Annotated in this window: 18 protein-coding genes and 1 pseudogene; 7 read left to right on the forward strand and 12 right to left on the reverse strand. The window is 61.3% G+C overall.

Features of this window, described 5'->3' with window-relative positions:
* The first annotated feature begins 196 nt into the window (after positions 1-196).
* The 4 genes from A6U98_RS22990 to A6U98_RS23005 all read left to right on the forward strand — a co-directional run bounded on the left by A6U98_RS22990 (position 197) and on the right by A6U98_RS23005 (position 4,925).
* Positions 197-1,261, forward strand: a complete 1,065-nt coding sequence (locus A6U98_RS22990; RefSeq protein WP_064653026.1) for a histidine kinase dimerization/phosphoacceptor domain -containing protein — start codon at positions 197-199, stop codon at positions 1,259-1,261.
* A 106-nt stretch (positions 1,262-1,367) separates the two neighbouring features.
* On the forward strand, positions 1,368-1,919 hold the full coding sequence (locus tag A6U98_RS22995) for a DUF924 family protein (RefSeq protein WP_064653028.1): 552 nt from the start codon (positions 1,368-1,370) through the stop codon (positions 1,917-1,919).
* A 92-nt stretch (positions 1,920-2,011) separates the two neighbouring features.
* On the forward strand, positions 2,012-4,546 hold the full coding sequence (locus tag A6U98_RS23000) for a mechanosensitive ion channel family protein (protein ID WP_064653030.1): 2,535 nt from the start codon (positions 2,012-2,014) through the stop codon (positions 4,544-4,546).
* Positions 4,547-4,658: 112 nt separating this feature from the next.
* Positions 4,659-4,925 (forward strand): hypothetical protein, encoded by a 267-nt coding sequence (locus tag A6U98_RS23005; RefSeq protein ID WP_017994411.1) that lies wholly within the window; start codon positions 4,659-4,661, stop codon positions 4,923-4,925.
* 22 nt (positions 4,926-4,947) lie between these two features.
* Here the strand turns inward: A6U98_RS23005 and arsK are convergent, their stop codons facing one another.
* From arsK to A6U98_RS23040, 7 genes are read right to left on the reverse strand one after another with little or no spacing between them, the layout of a single operon-like run.
* On the reverse strand, positions 4,948-6,180 hold the full coding sequence (gene arsK, locus A6U98_RS23010; protein WP_064653032.1) for an arsenite efflux MFS transporter ArsK: 1,233 nt from the start codon (positions 6,178-6,180) through the stop codon (positions 4,948-4,950).
* Positions 6,177-6,902 (reverse strand): arsenical resistance protein ArsH, encoded by a 726-nt coding sequence (gene arsH, locus A6U98_RS23015; protein ID WP_064653034.1) that lies wholly within the window; start codon positions 6,900-6,902, stop codon positions 6,177-6,179. Before arsH ends, arsK begins: the two co-directional genes overlap by 4 nt.
* Positions 6,877-7,305 carry an arsenate reductase (glutaredoxin) gene (gene arsC, locus A6U98_RS23020; protein ID WP_064653036.1) on the reverse strand — a complete coding sequence of 143 codons (429 nt, stop codon included), beginning with the start codon at positions 7,303-7,305 and terminating at the stop codon, positions 6,877-6,879. The genes arsH and arsC overlap by 26 nt, the downstream gene beginning before the upstream one ends.
* Complete coding sequence (locus A6U98_RS23025; RefSeq protein ID WP_064653037.1) at positions 7,302-8,009, reverse strand: MIP/aquaporin family protein; 708 nt, start codon at positions 8,007-8,009, stop codon at positions 7,302-7,304. The genes arsC and A6U98_RS23025 overlap by 4 nt, the downstream gene beginning before the upstream one ends.
* Positions 8,006-8,449, reverse strand: a complete 444-nt coding sequence (arsN2, locus tag A6U98_RS23030) for an arsenic resistance N-acetyltransferase ArsN2 (protein ID WP_064653039.1) — start codon at positions 8,447-8,449, stop codon at positions 8,006-8,008. The genes A6U98_RS23025 and arsN2 overlap by 4 nt, the downstream gene beginning before the upstream one ends.
* Positions 8,449-8,979, reverse strand: coding sequence for an arsenate reductase ArsC (locus A6U98_RS23035; RefSeq protein WP_064653040.1), 531 nt, complete (start codon positions 8,977-8,979; stop codon positions 8,449-8,451). The genes arsN2 and A6U98_RS23035 overlap by 1 nt, the downstream gene beginning before the upstream one ends.
* Positions 8,976-9,332, reverse strand: a complete 357-nt coding sequence (locus A6U98_RS23040) for a metalloregulator ArsR/SmtB family transcription factor (RefSeq protein WP_018074548.1) — start codon at positions 9,330-9,332, stop codon at positions 8,976-8,978. Before A6U98_RS23040 ends, A6U98_RS23035 begins: the two co-directional genes overlap by 4 nt.
* 42 nt (positions 9,333-9,374) lie before the next feature.
* On the opposite strand from A6U98_RS23040, the gene A6U98_RS23045 reads away from it, so the two are divergent.
* Positions 9,375-9,899, forward strand: a complete 525-nt coding sequence (locus A6U98_RS23045) for a DUF6428 family protein (RefSeq protein ID WP_064653042.1) — start codon at positions 9,375-9,377, stop codon at positions 9,897-9,899.
* Positions 9,900-10,022: 123 nt separating this feature from the next.
* Here the strand turns inward: A6U98_RS23045 and A6U98_RS23050 are convergent.
* Positions 10,023-10,987, reverse strand: a pseudogene (locus A6U98_RS23050) (squalene cyclase).
* A gap of 400 nt (positions 10,988-11,387) precedes the next feature.
* On the opposite strand from A6U98_RS23050, the gene A6U98_RS23055 reads away from it, so the two are divergent.
* Both A6U98_RS23055 and A6U98_RS23060 read left to right on the forward strand, forming a co-directional pair.
* The gene (locus A6U98_RS23055) at positions 11,388-12,218 is read left to right on the forward strand and encodes a response regulator (protein WP_003560232.1); all 831 of its coding nucleotides are present in this window, start codon (positions 11,388-11,390) and stop codon (positions 12,216-12,218) included.
* 186 nt (positions 12,219-12,404) lie between these two features.
* The gene (locus A6U98_RS23060) at positions 12,405-13,736 is read left to right on the forward strand and encodes a diguanylate cyclase (RefSeq protein WP_064653044.1); all 1,332 of its coding nucleotides are present in this window, start codon (positions 12,405-12,407) and stop codon (positions 13,734-13,736) included.
* 94 nt (positions 13,737-13,830) lie between these two features.
* Here A6U98_RS23060 and A6U98_RS23065 read toward each other — a convergent pair whose 3' ends face one another.
* The 4 genes from A6U98_RS23065 to A6U98_RS36150 form a co-directional block, all read right to left on the reverse strand.
* Positions 13,831-14,850, reverse strand: a complete 1,020-nt coding sequence (locus A6U98_RS23065; RefSeq protein ID WP_003540607.1) for a GlxA family transcriptional regulator — start codon at positions 14,848-14,850, stop codon at positions 13,831-13,833.
* A 294-nt stretch (positions 14,851-15,144) separates the two neighbouring features.
* Positions 15,145-15,345 carry a hypothetical protein gene (locus A6U98_RS23070; protein WP_064653046.1) on the reverse strand — a complete coding sequence of 67 codons (201 nt, stop codon included), beginning with the start codon at positions 15,343-15,345 and terminating at the stop codon, positions 15,145-15,147.
* 318 nt (positions 15,346-15,663) lie between these two features.
* The gene (locus tag A6U98_RS23075) at positions 15,664-16,311 is read right to left on the reverse strand and encodes a MarC family protein (protein WP_064653048.1); all 648 of its coding nucleotides are present in this window, start codon (positions 16,309-16,311) and stop codon (positions 15,664-15,666) included.
* Positions 16,312-16,418: 107 nt separating this feature from the next.
* Positions 16,419-16,709 (reverse strand): hypothetical protein (locus A6U98_RS36150; RefSeq protein ID WP_082933972.1); only part of this gene is annotated, 291 nt, incomplete at its 5' end.

Genomic DNA, 16,709 nt, shown 5'->3' on the forward strand with positions numbered 1-16,709 from the left:
TCCATGGGGAACTCCCCAGGCCAGGGTCATGTTCTGAAAATGCCGGCTTTCCGACATCCTCTCTCCGTGCTGCCTGCGACAAGAGTGAGGGATAACCGCTGTTTACCCCAAGCGGCCAATGCAATACGACATTGCCATGCGGACGACTCGGACGCTTGCCGGCGGTCGTCGCTGCGAGAGAACGCCGGGAGACCGAATGAGCAATTCTAGCGGCGATGCGGATGCCCTGATCCACATCCTCTATATCGACGACGATGAGGGGCTTGCCCTCCTGATGCAGAAAAACCTGCGTCGGCGCGGCTTTTCGGTCGAGTGGGCCGAGAGCGGCGCTGCCGGCCTTGCGAGACTGGGCGAAGGCGGGATCGACGCCGTCGTGCTCGATCATATCCTGGCTGGCGAGACCGGCCTCGACATTCTGCCCTGCATCACGGCGATGCCTGATCATCCGCCGGTCATCTATGCGACAGGTTCGGACGATACCAGCATCGCGGTCGCGGCGCTGAAGGCCGGCGCCGACGATTACATGCTCAAGGGCATCTCTGCCGATTATTTCGACCTGCTCGCCGCCGCCCTCGAACAGGCGCTAGAGCGGGCGCGTTTTCGCCGCGAGACGGCGCAGGCGCAGGAGGTGATCCGCCAGCAGCGCGACCTTGCCGAAATGCTGCTTGCCGAAGTCAATCACCGCATCGCCAACAGCCTCGGCCTCGTCGGCGCGCTGATCCGCATGCAATCCTCGATGACCACGGATCAGGTGGCGATCGACGCGCTGCACGAAACGCAGATGCGCATAAACGCCATCGCCAGCGTGCACCGCCGGCTCTATACGAACCGTCAGGTCGGCTCGGTGCAGGTCGATGAATATCTGAACAGCCTGCTCACCGAACTCGAAACCTCGATGCGCGACGACAAGCGGCCGCACCGGATCGTCCTCACCGCGCAGCCGGTCAATCTGGCGACCGACAAGGTGATCACGCTCGGGCTGATCGTCAGCGAACTCGTTACCAATGCTTTCAAATATGCCTATCCGGACAACGTGCCGGGCGAGATCCGCGTCATCGTCGACCAGGCGGACGGGGCATTGCGCGTCATTGTCGAGGATGACGGCGCCGGTTTCGACCCGTCGAGCCCGGCCAGGGGAACCGGCCTCGGTACACGCATTCTGACGGCCATGGCCGCCAGCCTGAAATCGGATTTCGCCTATGACCCCGGCCACGACGGAACCAAGGCGACGCTGGTGTTTTCGTTGCATGAGGGGAAGTAGGTAAGTGTGAAGGGCGATGGTAAGGGTGTGCCGAGCAGCCCCTCATCCTATTCGTACAACAGCTTACCGAAATAACATCAACAAACCTAACGCTAGGGCAGGAAGCATGGTGACGATCCGCACACCGGAAGAAGTCTATGATTTCTGGTTCGTCAGATGCGGCCGGGAGCTGTGGTTCCGCGCGACGCCGGAACTCGACGTGGAGATCCGCGAAGGCTTCCGCGATACCCATCTGGCTCTTGCCGCGGGTGCTGGCGCCGAATGGCGGGCGGATGCGGAGAGCCGGCTGGCGGCTGTGATCGTGCTCGACCAGTTTCCCCGCAACATCTATCGCGGCACGGCGCTTGCCGTCGCGACCGATGGGCTGGCGCTTCGGGAAGCCAAGCTCGCACTGGCATCCGGGGCCGATCAGGCGGTCGAGGCCGCATGCCGTACCTTTTTCTACATGCCGTTCGAACACGCCGAGGACCTCGCGGAGCAGGAGCGATCGGTGGAACTGTTCGGCGCGCTCGGCGATGCCGAATATCTCGATTATGCGATCCGCCACCGCGACGTGATCGCCGCCTACGGCCGCTTTCCGCACCGCAATGCCATGCTCGGACGCGAGTCGACGGCTGAGGAATGCAACTATCTCTCCCGGCCCGATGCCGGTTTCTAAGGGTTTCCAGGGGGCTTCCGCCTTTCTGTCGCCTTTCTTTACTAAGACAAGCTGGCATTCTATTCCGACGACAACCTTTCCCGGAGGCGCTTTTGCGGCTGAGACCGATCCTGCTTCGCACCATTCTACTGCTGACGCTGGCGGTCGCTGGCGCGCATTTCAAGGGTGCTGCGGCTTTCGCACAGGAGCCGCAAGCACCGGCGGCGGCGCAGGCGCCGCTCGCCGATACGCCGTTCGACCAGGCGACAAAAGAGATCGACAAGGCGAAGGTCCAGCTGACTGCGCTTCAGGACGGCGTCCAGCAGAATGCCGACAATGACGATGCCCTGGTCGGGCTTGCGACCAAAGCCGACGAGCTCAGCCGCGCCGTCATCACCATATCGGTCAATCTCAGGCCGCGTTTCGACCAGATCAAGAACCGGCTTGCCGAGATCGGCGATCCGCCGAAGGACGGGCAGCCGCCTGAAGCCGAGATCGTCACCCAGGAGCGCAACGCGCTCGCCGCCGAACGCGCGCAGATCAACGCGCTGACGGGCGACGCCGAAAACCTCTCGATCACAGTGACGAAGCTCGTCAACGAGATCACCGAGATGCGGCGGCGGCTGTTTGCCGATACGCTGCTCAGGCGCACCGAGATTTCGGTCTCGGTGCTCGACGATGCCGGCAGCGCCTTCGTGCACGAGGCCAGCGAATTCTCGCAGGCCCTGTCGAGCTGGGCCACCTTCGTTTGGAAATTCAAGCGTTTCCCGATGTTTGCGGCGATCTTCCTGTCGCTCGCCTCGGCGCTGATCCTTCTGTCCGGCAGTTACCGGCTGTTCGGCTCTTACCTGCGCCGCGACGAGGCTGTCGAGAACCCGTCCTATATCGGCCGGCTGTCGATCGCCTTCTGGTCGACCTTGATCCGCACGCTGGCTCTCTCGGTGCTGCTCGTCACCTCGTTCTTTTTCCTTAACGGGTTCAATGTGCTGAGGCCCGATATCGCGCCTGTCATCGGCGCGCTGTTCGGGGCGATCGGGCTCGTCTATTTCGTCGGCCGCTTCGTCAACGCCATCTTCGCGCCGCTCGAACCGCGCTGGCGCCTCGTTCGGCTTTCCAATCTCGGCGCGCGCTCGATCGGCTACTGCCTGCTGGCGATGGCAATCGTCAACGCACTCGATTATCTGTTCGGCACGATCGGCGAGGCGATGGGCTCGCCGCTGGTCCTGACCGTGGTCAGAAGCCTGATTGCCGCGCTGATCATCGGCCTGATCCTGATCGCGGTCTCGTTCGGCAAGCCGATGCTGGCGAAGAACGGGGATCCCGATGCGCCGGGAAGGCATTGGCCGCGCGGCATGGCGATCATCCTGCGGGTCGTCGGCGCCGGCCTCATCCTCACCGCGTTGACCGGTTATGTCGGGCTGGCGCGCTTCGTCGCCACGCAGCTCATCATCACCGGCGCGGTCGTCGTCACCATGTATGTCGGCCTGCTTTCCGGCAAGGCAATATCCAGGCAGGAAAGCTTCGGCGACACCTTCTTCGCAAGCTTCCTCACACGCCGCTTCAAGCTCGGGCCGGTGGCGATCGACCAGGCGGGCCTGGTCGTCGGCCTTGCCATCTATGCGGTGGCGCTTCTCGTCGGCATCCCGCTGATCCTGCTGCTCTGGGGCTTCCATGTGCAGGACCTGCAGATTCTTGCCTATCGGCTGTTTACCGAAGTCAGGCTCGGCGGTATCAGTATCTCGCTGCTCGGCATCTGCACCGGCATTCTCTTGTTTGCCGGCGTCTACCTGCTGACGCGCTGGCTGCAGCGCTGGCTCGACGGTAATGTCATGGCCAGAAGCCATGTCGATCTTGGCGTGCGCAATTCGGTCAAGACGGGCATCGGCTATCTCGGAGTCGGCATCGCGGCGATCATCGGCGTTTCGGCGGCCGGCATCGACCTCTCAAGCTTCGCGCTCGTCGCCTCCGCACTTTCGGTCGGTATCGGTTTCGGCCTGCAGAACATCGTCTCCAACTTCGTCTCCGGCCTGATCCTGCTCGTCGAACGGCCGTTCAAGGTCGGCGACCACGTCGTTTCCGGCACCGCCGAAGGCATCGTCAAACGCATTTCGGTGCGCGCCACGGAGATCGAGACCTTCCGCAAGCAGTCGATCATCGTGCCTAATTCGGAACTGATCAACGGCCTCGTCGGCAACTGGACACACCGCAACAAGATCGGTCGCTCGGAAATTCCGGTTTCCGTCGCCTACAACGCCGATCCGCAGCAGGTGATGGACATCCTGCTGGAACTGACGGCCAAGATACCGCTCGTCATGCGCAATCCGGAGCCGCATGTCGAATTCCTGCGCTTCGGGCCCTATTCGCTGGATTTCGAGTTGCGTTTCTTCCTCGCCGACATGGGTGACGGCATGGCAGTGCGCAACAATCTCAGGATCGAGATCCTTAAGCGCTTCAAGGCCGAGGGCATTGAAATCCCGCTGCCGCAGACCGATCTTACCATCCATCGAGAGGCTCGTCCCGCGCTTGCCGATGCGGGCAGGGATCAACCCAACGAGCAGGAAAACTCGGCGGACACGCCCATGGAGGAGGAAGAGCAGCCGGTGCGGCAATTGCGCAGCAAGGCCGCAGACGGCAACCGGAAAGGCTGAACGGGTCATTCAGCCATCATTCACAGCTATATGTGCATGATCTCCACTATCGGGATCGCTGCCGGGGGCAGCACCGATCGTTCGAGGGGAGGGCGCGCCAGCGCCGCCGCACATGATGGCAAGATTTGCCGCCGTTCTGCTTGTCCCGCTGCTTGCCGCACCCGCGGCTGAAGCGGCATCCATCACCAACACCGATCCAGCCGCCGTCGTGCTCGTCATCACCGAGAGCGGCCAGCGCGTCGAGGTCGTGGTCGATGCCGGCGCTTCGGAAAACCTCTGTGCTTCCGGCTGCTTCATGACGACGCCCGACGGCGACCGCATCGGGCTCGACGGCGGCGAGACGATCGACATCGTCAAGGGCTCGGCCGTCGTCAAGTAGCGCCTGTCTTGATTAAACGCGCTCAAGCTTCTCGGGGATTGGGGACAGTTTCCGGCCGGGCAATCGGGCGCGTCAGCCGCATAATGGCGAGGAATGCGGCGACGGCGACGGTGCTGAGCAATGCAGCGATCGACAGCGACCACGATACGCCGAGATTGCCCATCAGGAAGGCAAGCGCTAACGGCGCCATCGAGGAGACGACGAGACGGACCGACATGATTTGTCCTTGCCGCCGGCCGTAGCCATCGCTTCCGAAGAGCGCTAGCGGCAAGGTTCCGTAGACGATGCTGTTAAGGCCCGAGCCGAGGCCGAAGATGACGGCGAAGACCAATGCGCCGGGCACCGAGGGTGCGGTGGCGATGAGGATGACAAGGGCTGTCGGCAGCAGGATGGCGCAGATGATCGCCAGCATCACTTGCGACAAACTCTCGCCAAAGACCATGTTGATGAGGCGGCTCAGCACCTGTGACGGGCCGAAGAGCGTTCCGACCACCACTGCCATGGCGCCGAGGCCGAGGGCCGACATCACAGGCACCATGTGAACCAGAAGCGCCGAGTTCACGAAGCTTTCCAAAGCAAAGCCGGTCACCATCAGGATAAAGGCCGGCCGGCGCACAGACGGCGGAAGGCTCGGCTCGACGCGTTTTGCAGCCTCCTCTCCGGTCCGTCTCCTGGTTTGGCTGACGCCACGGGAGAGCCAGGCATGAATGGGCAGGCAGACAACGAGATTGAGCGCGGCGAAGATCAGATAGACGTTCTGCCATGAGAGATGCGCATGCAGCGCCGTGGTGATCGGCCAGAAAATGGTTGAGGCGAAGCCGGCGATCAGCGTCAGATACGTGATGCTGCGCTGGGCGACCTGCGGCCTGATTTGGACGAGCAGGGCGAAGGCTGCGCCATATTGCACCAGATTCGAGGCGATCTCGATGCCGATCAATGCCGCGACGAAAGCGATCCTTCCCGGCGCCAAGGCGCAGGCGACCAGGGCAGCAGCGGCGATCGCCGAGCCCGATGTCATGATCCTGCCGGCGCCGAAGCGATCGATCCAGGTGCCCATGAGAGGTGCGGCCAGACCGCCGATCAGAAGGGCTGCTGAGAGCACACCGAAGATCCATTCCGATGACCAGCCCAGATCACGGGCCATGTCAGGGGCGAGAATGCTGAAGCTGTAATAGAGCGATCCGTAACCGATGATCTGCGTGAGCCCGAGTGCGACAATGGCCGCTACCGGCGGTCGTTCGGTGCTGATTGTCATAGGGATCTGAGGCTCACGAGCTGTTCGAGCTTTTCGGCTTCTTCCTTCCGCTCGCTGTAGCGGTCGGTCAGATAGTTCGAGGCATCACGGGTCAGCAGCGTGAACTTCACCAATTCCTCGCATACGTCGACGACGCGGTCGTAATAGGACGAGGGTTTCATACGACCGTCCGCGTCGAATTCTTGGAAAGCTTTGGCAACCGAGGACTGATTGGGAATTGCGATCATCCGCATCCATCGTCCAAGGATGCGAAGCTGGCTTACCGCATTGAAGGACTGGGAGCCGCCAGAGACCTGCATGACCGCCAGCGTCTTGCCTTGCGTCGGCCGGACCGAGCCGACCGACAATGGAATCCAGTCGATCTGCGCTTTCATGATGCCGGTCATCGCGCCATGACGCTCAGGGCTGACCCATACCTGGCCTTCCGACCATGCCGACAACTCTCTCAGTTCCTGAATTTTTGGGTGGCTCGCCGGCGCCGCATCAGGCAGCGGCAGACCTTCCGGATTGAAGATGCGCACTTCGCAGCCGAAATATTCGAGCAGCCGCGCAGCCTCCTGTGCGAGGAAGCGGCTGTAGGACACTGCTCGCAGGGAGCCATAAAGGATCAAGATGCGCGGCTTGTGCGTCGAGAACGCCGGCCTGAGCGCGTCCATATCCGGTTGATGCAGATGCATCGGCGATACCGCAGGCAGATCAGACAATCCGTTTGCCTCCGGCATCGAGCACTCTCTCGCCGTCTTCCTTGGTGAAGGCGCCCTGATGCGTCTCCGGCAGGATTTCGAGGACAAGTTCCGACGGCCGCGACAGGCGCGTGCCGAGAGGGGTGACGACGAAGGGCCGGTTGATCAGGATCGGATCTTTCAGCATCGCGTCGAGCAATTGCTCGTCGGTAAGATCAGGGTTGTCGAGGCCGAGCTCCGCATAGGGCGTGCCCTTTTCGCGGATCGCCTCGCGAACGCTCAAACCTGCATCCGCAATCACCTTGATTAGCTGCTCGCGCGACGGCGGTTTTTTCAGATATTCGATAACGTTGGGCTCAATGCCGGCGTTCTGGATCATCGCAAGCGTGTTGCGCGAAGTGCCGCATTCGGGGTTGTGATAGATCGTAACATCTATGGTCATGAGGCGGATTCCGTCTTGGTGAGGGTTTCAGGATCGCGGGCTTCCATCAGCAGCCATCCCGCAAGGATCAGCGCCAGCAAGGCGCCGAGGACTTCAGCGGCTATAAAGCCCGGTAGATCGATCGGGCGGATGCCGGAAAAGGTGTGCGTCAGCGATCGAGCAATCGCGACGGCGGGATTGGCAAAGGACGTGGAGGCGGTGAACCAATAGGCGGCGGTGATATAAAGGCCGACCAGCCATGCCACGGCATCGGCGCGAAAGCGCACACCGGCTAAGATGACGAAGACGAGGCCGAAGGTTGCCGTCACCTCAGAGAGCCATTGCGCGCCGCCGGTGCGCACGGTTTCCGAGGCCTGCAGCACGGGAAGGGCGAACATCGCATGAGCGAGCATCGTTCCGGCAATGCCGCCGACGATCTGCGCGGCGATATAGGCGGGAACGGAGGAGGCAGGCAGTTCGCGCCGGAGCGCAAACACCAGCGATACGACCGGATTGAAATGAGCGCCGGAAATCGGGCCTAAGATCGTGATCAGGACCACGAGGATTGCCCCCGTTGCCAGCGTATTGCCGAGCAGCGCAAGCGCCGTATCGTCCGTCAGGCTATCCGCCATGATGCCCGAGCCGACGACGGTTGCTACGAGCAGCAGCGTGCCGAGCGCTTCGGCGACCAGTCGTCGAGACGGGGGGAACACCGGCGCGCTCATGCCGGCAGGCTCCGGACCATCAGGGTGGCCGATGCCGGGCACAGGCTTGCGGCCTGCCGCGTCGTCAGGATCTCGGCCGGCGCTTCATTGCGGGCGATCGGACGAAAGCCGAGCGATTGAAAGAAGGGGGCGGCTGTTTCTGTCAACAGATAGCCGGCAGTTGCGCCTTTCCTTTGGGCCTGATCGAGCAGGCCAAGGGTGATCGCATGGCCGAAGCCAAAACCTTGCTGATCAGACAGCACGACAATGGAACGCAGGAGTACAGTCTCGCCATAGAGTTCCAGCCCGCCGAAGCCGACCGTCTCGCCGCCACGTGTAAACCGATAGAAGCTTCGGCCGGCGTCTGTGAGGTCATCGACCTGAAGCCCGGCGCCTGCGAGCGCGCCGCGAAGTCTGTCGTCGTGCCCTTCCAAGGCCTGCTGGTTCAAATCGAAACCCATCAGCTCGCCTTGGGCCGTTTGATGCTGGCGCCTTCCATAGTGCCGATCTGGCGCAGGTGCGTTTCCAGGGCGAGCTTGTCGATCGAGGAAAGAGGCAGGCTCAAAAAGGCGCTGATCCGGTTCTTGAGGAAGCGGGCGGCCTGCGCGAAAGCGCGGCCTTTGTCGACTTCGCTGCCCTCGACGACAGCGGGGTCCTCGACGCCCCAATGGGCGGTCATCGGATGACCGATCCAGACGGGACAAGCCTCGCCGGCAGCGCTGTCGCAAACCGTAAAGATGAAGTCCATCTCCGGAGCGCCCGGCTCGGCGAATTCGTCCCAGCTCTTTGAGCGGAAGCCGGCTGTTGGGTAGCCCTGCGCCGCAAGCTCCTTCAGCGCATAGGGATTGACTTCACCCTTCGGCTGGCTGCCGGCCGAATAGGCCTTGAATCGACCCTTGCCTTCGGTCTCCAGGATGGATTCCGCCAAGATCGAGCGGGCAGAATTGCCCGTGCAGAGAAAGAGCACATTGTAAACGCGGTCGGGGGTCATTGCAGTTCCTCCTTGGTTGCAGGTGCACAGCATGCAGCGACGGCAGCAGCCGGTGCGCAGATCTCAGGGTTCCCGCCGCAGCAGTCTTCCATCAGGAAACGGATCAGGCCGCCGAGCGCCTCGTAATTGGCGGTGTAGATGATCGAGCGGGATTCGCGCTGCTGCGTAATCAGGCCCGAGCGTTCGAGCTCCTTTAGGTGGAAGGAGATATTCGAGGGCGAGACCTCCGCCTTCTCAGCGATCGCGCCTGCCGCCATGCCGTCGGGACCCGAAACCACGAGCATGCGGACGATGTGAAGGCGGGTTTCCTGCGAGAGCGCGCCGAATGCGATGAGGGCTTGACGTTGATCCATATTTCAATAATCCTTGAATCATTGAAACGAGGATTAGCGCAAATGAACGTCATCGACAACAGCAAAATTCAAGAGAACGACATCGATCTCGGCCTGCTGCTCAGTGTGCTTACCGGCGCCAAGGATTCTCCGCTGATTTTCTATTATGACGGCAAGGCGGTGAAGCCTGGCTATCATGTCACCGAGGTCAAGGCGGGCCAATTCTCAGGCCTGGATTGCGGCGCCAATCCAGAAGCGTGGGCGGAAATCTTCATCCAGCTCTGGGATATCGAGGAAGGCGACCGCATGCATATGCCGGCCGGCAAGTTCCATGCAATCATCCGCAAGGTTTCCGATCATGTGCAACTGGATGGTTCGGCGAAGCTGACCTTCGAAGTCAGCGACGGCGTGCGGCCAATGCAGCTTTATTGCGCGGCGATGCCGGTTCTTCGCGCCGGCGCCGTCCATGTTACGCTTTCGCCGCGGCCGGCAAGCTGCAAGCCGCGCGATCGCTGGCTGGCAGAGGAAAACAGCAAGGCGGCGGCCTGCTGTGGGCCGCAAGCGGCAGCGAGCGGCTGCTGCGCGTAACGACACATAAGATCGCGCGGCAGGGCAGGGTGGCGGCGAGATCAGGATCATATTGACTGACCACCAGTCAGTCATGAGTGCATTTCCTGCGCGCTGAGATTGCGGTCAGGCATTGTTTGAGCGCTAGGCATCCCACCATCTGAGCACCCGCATCGCCCGGAGCGTCACCCACCGCGAGGGTTTGCCTTGCCCGTCATCGACCTCGAACCACACCCGACCGGCAGGGCTCCCGTCGAGCGGCCAGGTGCCGTCCTGCAAGCGTCTGGAACGAAGGTGGTCGATTGCCTCGCCGAGGCGCGGATCGGGGTCGATTCCGGTCAGGATTGCGCTGGAGCGGAAATAATCGAGCGCGCGCATAATGTCGTAGCGCCAGCGGTTCGGATGCAGGAGGCGCAGGAAGCGCTCGTCGGCGGGCTCGCCGGTGCCGAGACGGCGAAAGAGGTTGCGGGTCAGCAAAAACTCCTCGCCCGTCCTGCGCGCCTCTCGAGACCGATGCGTGCCGCCGGTCGTTCTCTCGTATTCCAGCAAGCCTTCCAGCACGTTGATGGTGCTGGCGAAAGACGAGCGGACAGAGCCATTGATCCGCTCGCAGTTCCAGCCGCCGTCGTCGAGCCGCTCGCCGGCCAGCCTGTCGACGATGGACGAGACGTCGATCCCGAAATAGGCGCCGTCGGCAACGGTGCGGCCGTTGATGCACTCCTCGACTTCGCCTTCCCAGTAGGGCTGGCCGCCTTCTTCCCAACGGGCGTTGGCGCCGATCAATTTGACGGTGCGCCTGGCGCACGTGCAGGCGGGATCGAGACCGAACTCCCGCAATTGCGACAGCGAGAAGGTCGTGGCCGTCCACGGCTGGCCGCGCTCCTTCCACTCGTGCTGGTCGAAACCGGCGGGCAAGAAGGCGCCGCCTGCCCATTGCCCGTCCTCATCCTGGCAGGAGAGCAGCCTGGCGCCCCAGCCCTCAGTCTCGACTTTGGCCCGCTCGACCATCCATTCTCGTTCCGGGGCGTCGAGCAGTCGCGCATCACCTGCCACCGGATCGACGGATCGGAGTCGAGAAGCCATTCGAGCACCGGGTCGGATTGGATCATGGGCGAACCTGTCGGCGGGTCGGGGTCGATGGCTCGTTTATAATCGCTTCGACTGAGCAGTGCCACCCGGACAGGTCCACGGGAAATCGTCTAAATCCGACGTGGTCGCGTCAAGCGCTGGCGCTTGCGATTCCGCGGCGGGACGATCCCAGGGAAGGCACGAAGCTGAAGATCAAAATCCTCGGATCGACCTATAGTGCGACGGTTGTCGACGAAAGCCTGTTCGATGCCGAGAATGCGGCGCTTCGCGCCTGATTTCTTAATCATATCCGCAAAGAAATCGGAGGCGACCCCATCGGGCCGCCTCTTCGTTTAGAACTGGGCGCGCCGATTAATAATTATTCAAATCAATTGATGTATCAGTTTGATCCGGGGACAGATTTTACATCAAGGGTTTGCTATGGCGTTTCTAGGTATTTCGGGGATGCAATATTCCGGGGAAATGTTTGCTGGTGCGCGTATTATTGTCGCGGAAGATTCCAACGTATTCACCTCGATGATCAGCAAACGCCTCAAGGAGCTGTTCGACATCGATGTCGAGATCTGCCGCAGCTTCGAGGATCTACAGCTTTCCTACGACAAGTCTTCCGATCCGATCACGCTGGCGATCTCGAACATCAACCTGCCCGGCGCCGAAAACGGCGAAGCGCTCGAATATCTGGTCGATCTCTCCATCCCGACCATCGTCTTTACCGGCACCTTCCATGAAAACATGCGCGATAAGCTGATGGCCAAGGATATCGTCGACTATATCCTCAAGGACAATATCTTCGCCGTCGACCTTCTGGCGGAATCGATCTGCCGCTTCCTTACCAATCATCGCCATCACGTGCTGATCGTCGACGATAGCGCGACTGCGCGCGCCCTGCTGTCGAGCCGGCTGAAGCGCTACAATTTCCGTGTCAGCGTCGCTGAGAGTGGCGGCAAGGCGCTAGAAATCCTGAAGGCCAACCGCGATATCGGCCTTGTCATCACCGACTACAACATGCCCGACATCGACGGCTTCGAACTGACGCGGCGCATTCGTGCCAGTATCGGCTCGCACGAACTGCGCATCATCGGAGTTTCCTCCTCCTCAAACCGGCTGCTTTCGGCACGATTCCTGAAGGCCGGCGGCAATGATTTCATGCTGCGTCCCTTCATCGACGAGGAGTTCTACTGCCGCGTCAACCAGAACCTCGATACGCTGCTGCAAATTCAATCGATGCGCAAGGAACGGGCGGTTGCCTGACGGCCCTTCCAGTATCGGTATCGCCATGGGGGCGGACATGACGGTCGGGGACAGTCGTCGAATTTTTGCAATTACAAGTAATGGCGCCATTATTTGTCCCCTTCACGCGCGCAGGCCTCTCGGTTATCGTCCCCGCCGGGGAGAGGGCCGAGTCGCGCCCGTCAGACGCATGGGGGAGTAGCGGCTGTGGCTTTTCAAGCGGATTTTCAGCGGGATGGCATCGGGTTACGCTCCGGCGGGCTCAAAATACTTCTGGTTGAAGATTCCCGGATGTTTTCCGCCGTACTCTGCCACCGGTTCCAGACGGAGCTCGGCCTTGCCGTCAAATCCTGCCCGTCGCTGAAGGCTCTTCGCAAGGAACTTGCCGACGACGCTCACGGCTACACCATGGCCGTCGTCGATCTCAACCTGCCGGATTCGCCCTATGGCGAAGCGCTTGACTGCACGATCGAGCACGATATCCCGGCGATCGTCTTCACCGCGACATTCGATCTCAACACGCGCAACAAGATCATGGAGCGCAATGTTATCGATTACGTGCTGAAGGACAATGAATTCGCGCTCGACAATCTGGTCGCCACCGTCCGACGAGCGATCTCCAACCGCAAGACGCGGGTGCTCGTCGTCGACGATGTCGCCTCGGCGCGCCAGGTTCTCGTCGACCTCCTGAAGGCACAGCAATATCTCGTCGTCGAGGCAAATTCGGGGCTCGAGGCGCTGGCAGCACTCGAGGCTTACAGCGATATCGAGCTCGTCGTCACCGACCATCACATGCCCGATATGAGCGGCTACGAGCTGACGCGGCGCATCCGCCATCGTTTCGGTTCGGACAGGCTGCGTGTCATCGGGGTTTCCTCTTCCAACGACCGCATGCTTTCGGCGAGTTTTCTCAAGGCTGGCGCCAGCGATTTCGTCTACCGGCCCTTCGTCGCCGAGGAGCTGCAATGCCGCATCGCCAACAATGCCGAAACGTTGGCGCAGATGCGGCAGCTGAGGGCGGCGGCGGCCTGCGACTACCTGACCGGCCTCTATAACCGCCGCTATTTCTACGACAACGGCCCGAAGCTGGTGAACGAGTGCCTGCGACTGAAGTTGCCCAGCTCCGTCGCCATTCTCGATATCGACCATTTCAAGCGGCTGAACGATACCTACGGCCACGAGATCGGCGACAAGGTGCTGAAGGCTGTCGCAAACAGGCTGTTTACGATCTTCGAGGGCAGCGACAATCTTCTCTCGCGCCTTGGGGGCGAGGAATTCGCCATCCTCTTCCCGCAGATGGATTCGGCAGCCGCGACCAAGCTCTGCGACGAGATCCGCTCGGACATTTCACGGCTGAAGGTCACGGCCGACGACGAGGAACTCGGCGTCACGATTTCGATCGGCATCGCCGAGATCGGCGGTTACGAGACCTTCGAGAATTACCTCAACGCCGCCGACCAGTTTCTCTACATGGCCAAACACAGGGGCCGCAACCAGGTCTATTCCGACGCCAAGATGACGGAAGAGGCGGCGCAATAGCGCCATCCGAAGGGCGGAGCCAAGCTGCCGCCTTTCACATCAGGCGGCAACGGGCATTTCCAACACCTCAGGCGGCAACGGTCGTCCTATCGTCTCAAGCAGCGACGGCCTGGCGTGCGGTCGCCATGGTCATCTTGCGCTCGGCGCGCTCCTGCTGCGGCGAGCGATGGTAGAGTTCGCGATAACACTTGGAGAAATGCGAGGCCGAGACGAAGCCGCAGGCGACGGCGACCTCGACGACCGGCATCGAGGACTGCACCAGGAGGTGGCGCGCACGGTCGAGGCGAATTTCCAGATAGTAGCGGGCCGGCGAGCGGCCCATCTCCTGACGGAACAGCCGTTCGATCTGGCGGCGCGAAAGGCCGGCGCCATCGGCGATCTCGATCAGCGAGAGCGGCTCGGCGAGATTGCCTTCCATCAGCTCGATGATCGACAGCACTTTGGCATTCTGCACCCCGAGACGGGCGCGCAGCGGCAGGCGCTGGCGGTCGTGCGGGTTGCGCACACGGTCGGTCAGGTGCTGCTCGCAGATGCGATTGACAAGGCTTTCGCCGAAATCCTCGCCGACGAGGTTCAGCATCATGTCGAGGGAGGCTGTTCCGCCGGCGCAGGTATAGAGATTGCCGTCAATCTCGTAGAGATCGGCATAGACCTCCGCCTGCGGGAAGGCTTCCGAAAAGCCCGGCAGGTTTTCCCAGTGGATGGCACAGCGCTTGCCGTTCAGGAGGCCGGCCTGGGCAAGCACATGCGCGCCCGTACAGAGGCTGCCGACGGCGACGCCGCGATTGTAGCATTCACGCAGCCAGGCATTGACCGACTTGTTGTTGAACTGCTCGACATCGATGCCGGAACAGACGAGCACCATGCCCGGCCGGTTTTCGCCGCCGAGATGACGGCGCTCCTCGGCAAGCGAGGAATTGGCCTCGACGCCGATGCCGCAGGAGGAATAGACCTTCTCCCCGTCGACGGAGGTCAGCCGCCAGGTATAGGCCTGATAGCCGAGCATGCGATTGGCGATGCGCAAGGTGTCCACGGCTGCCGAAAAGGGCAGCATGGTGAATTGCGGTACCATAAAGAAGACTACCGAACGCTTCTTGATCTGCATCCTGTTCATAGCGAAATCCATGCTCGAGGGGCGATGACACATTCGTTGCGCGGAATGCGTCGCGCCGATGTCCTGAAAGCGACACTGGCATGGAAAAATGCGGCCGGGAAGAGCAAATATGCGACATCGCCGGCGATTTGACCGATCAAACCGCCAGAATGGCCCCGGGCAAGCAGAAGACAGGCTGATAGGCGGCTGAAACTCAATGTTGAAAATGGCTTGGGAATGGACGGTCAGACCACGAAAAAGGCGGCGTTGCGTGGTGCAGACGCCGCCCTCATCTTGGGAGGAATGTCGCATTCATTACATGGTCCGGTGTTTGTTGTCGTCCGTGCTCGGCCAGCCGATGTCCTTGCGGATGTCGAACGGCATGGCTTCGATTTCGCGGGCCGTCTGCCAGCGTGTCCAGGCGAGGGTGAGCTTGCGGGCATAATGTGCCAGATCGAAGCGGCCTTGGCCGGAGGTGAGGGACTTACCACCACCGCGATAGGTGAGCGTGGTCATTTTCCGGTTCCTTTCTAGGGTCAGGGGCATGGTCGTCATTAGGAGGTTCGTCCATGTCCATGATCACAATATGGGCCCTAGGAACTCATCATTCAAACGAATAGAACTTATGGATAACATCAGAGATATTGAATGATGGCAGGGAGCCGGCGGCCGATCGTACAGTCTGTCACCGACCTTAATCTCCGGGCTTTCCGCTCAGGAGGATAGCAAATCCGCAGCTAAGCATGATGCGGATAGCGAGCGGCTTTCGGCTCTATTCTTTTGATTTAAATCCGGGTCAGATTTTAGGCCGGCCCGGTCCAAAATCATCCGCATCTAATGCGCGGCGGTCGGGGTGATGATACCAAGATTTCCAAGCCCGGCGACGATCAGCTGGACTGCGACTGCCGTCAGCAGAATGCCGAAGACGACCTCCGAGACGATCATGGTGACTGGCTTCATGCGCTTGGCCAGCTTGTCGATGTTGGTGAACACCAGATAGTCGAACGCGCCGACGATCAGAATCAGAGCGGTGACGAGTATCGCACTGGCGATCGAGACGACTTCGCCGGAGGCGATGATGATGACCGTGATGCCGACAGGATTGAGCAGGTATGGGACCGCCAGCGGAAATACAGCCAGCTTGTCTGGATCGACGGGTGCCGCAATGTCGTCATGCGGCTTCTCTGTCGGTCCTGATGCCATCTTGATGGCGATAAGCGCGAGGATGATGCCGCCGGCGACGGCGACCGCACCACCCGTGATGTGGAGAAGCCGCATCAGCAGAGCGCCGGTGGCGAAAAGGATCAGCGCGGTAACGACGGCTATCAGCACCATCTTGCGGCCGATGCGCACCTTGGTTTCGGTATCGAAGGCGTGGGTCTTTTCCAGAAACGGCACCAGGGCGATCTTCGGCCCGAGGCCGATCAGAAGCAGCAGCAGAAGTTTTCCGACGAGTGCAACATCGATGACTGTGAAATCCATGGAACGTACCCTCTAGAAATTGTGACGTGAAAATCGAGGCCTCCCCACTTTGGGGAGGGTGGTGAAGAAGAGAACGGAACGGACTCGCCAGTCTTTCTGCGAGCCGCTCAGCGCGGGCATACGTCCCAGAAACCCGTCGTCTTGGCGGGCGAGGTGTAGTACCAGCATTGACCAGACTGCGGCGGCGTACCTGCCAATGAAACGGCAGCAGCTCCGGCAACGAAGCCGATGGCAGCACCTGCGGCGATGGCAGTACCCGGACGCCAGTAGCGGCGAGGGGCGACGACCACGACGCCGCGCCGGACGGGCGGGCGAACGGCAGGGCGGTATGCCGGACGGGCGCGGCCGACCGCAGCGCATCCGCGCGGCCCGCAGGCAGCAGCACCGCAGCCTCTTGG

Origin of the sequence: Rhizobium sp. WYCCWR10014 (genome assembly GCF_001657485.1) — a bacterium.
Taxonomy (GTDB): Bacteria; Pseudomonadota; Alphaproteobacteria; order Rhizobiales; family Rhizobiaceae; genus Rhizobium.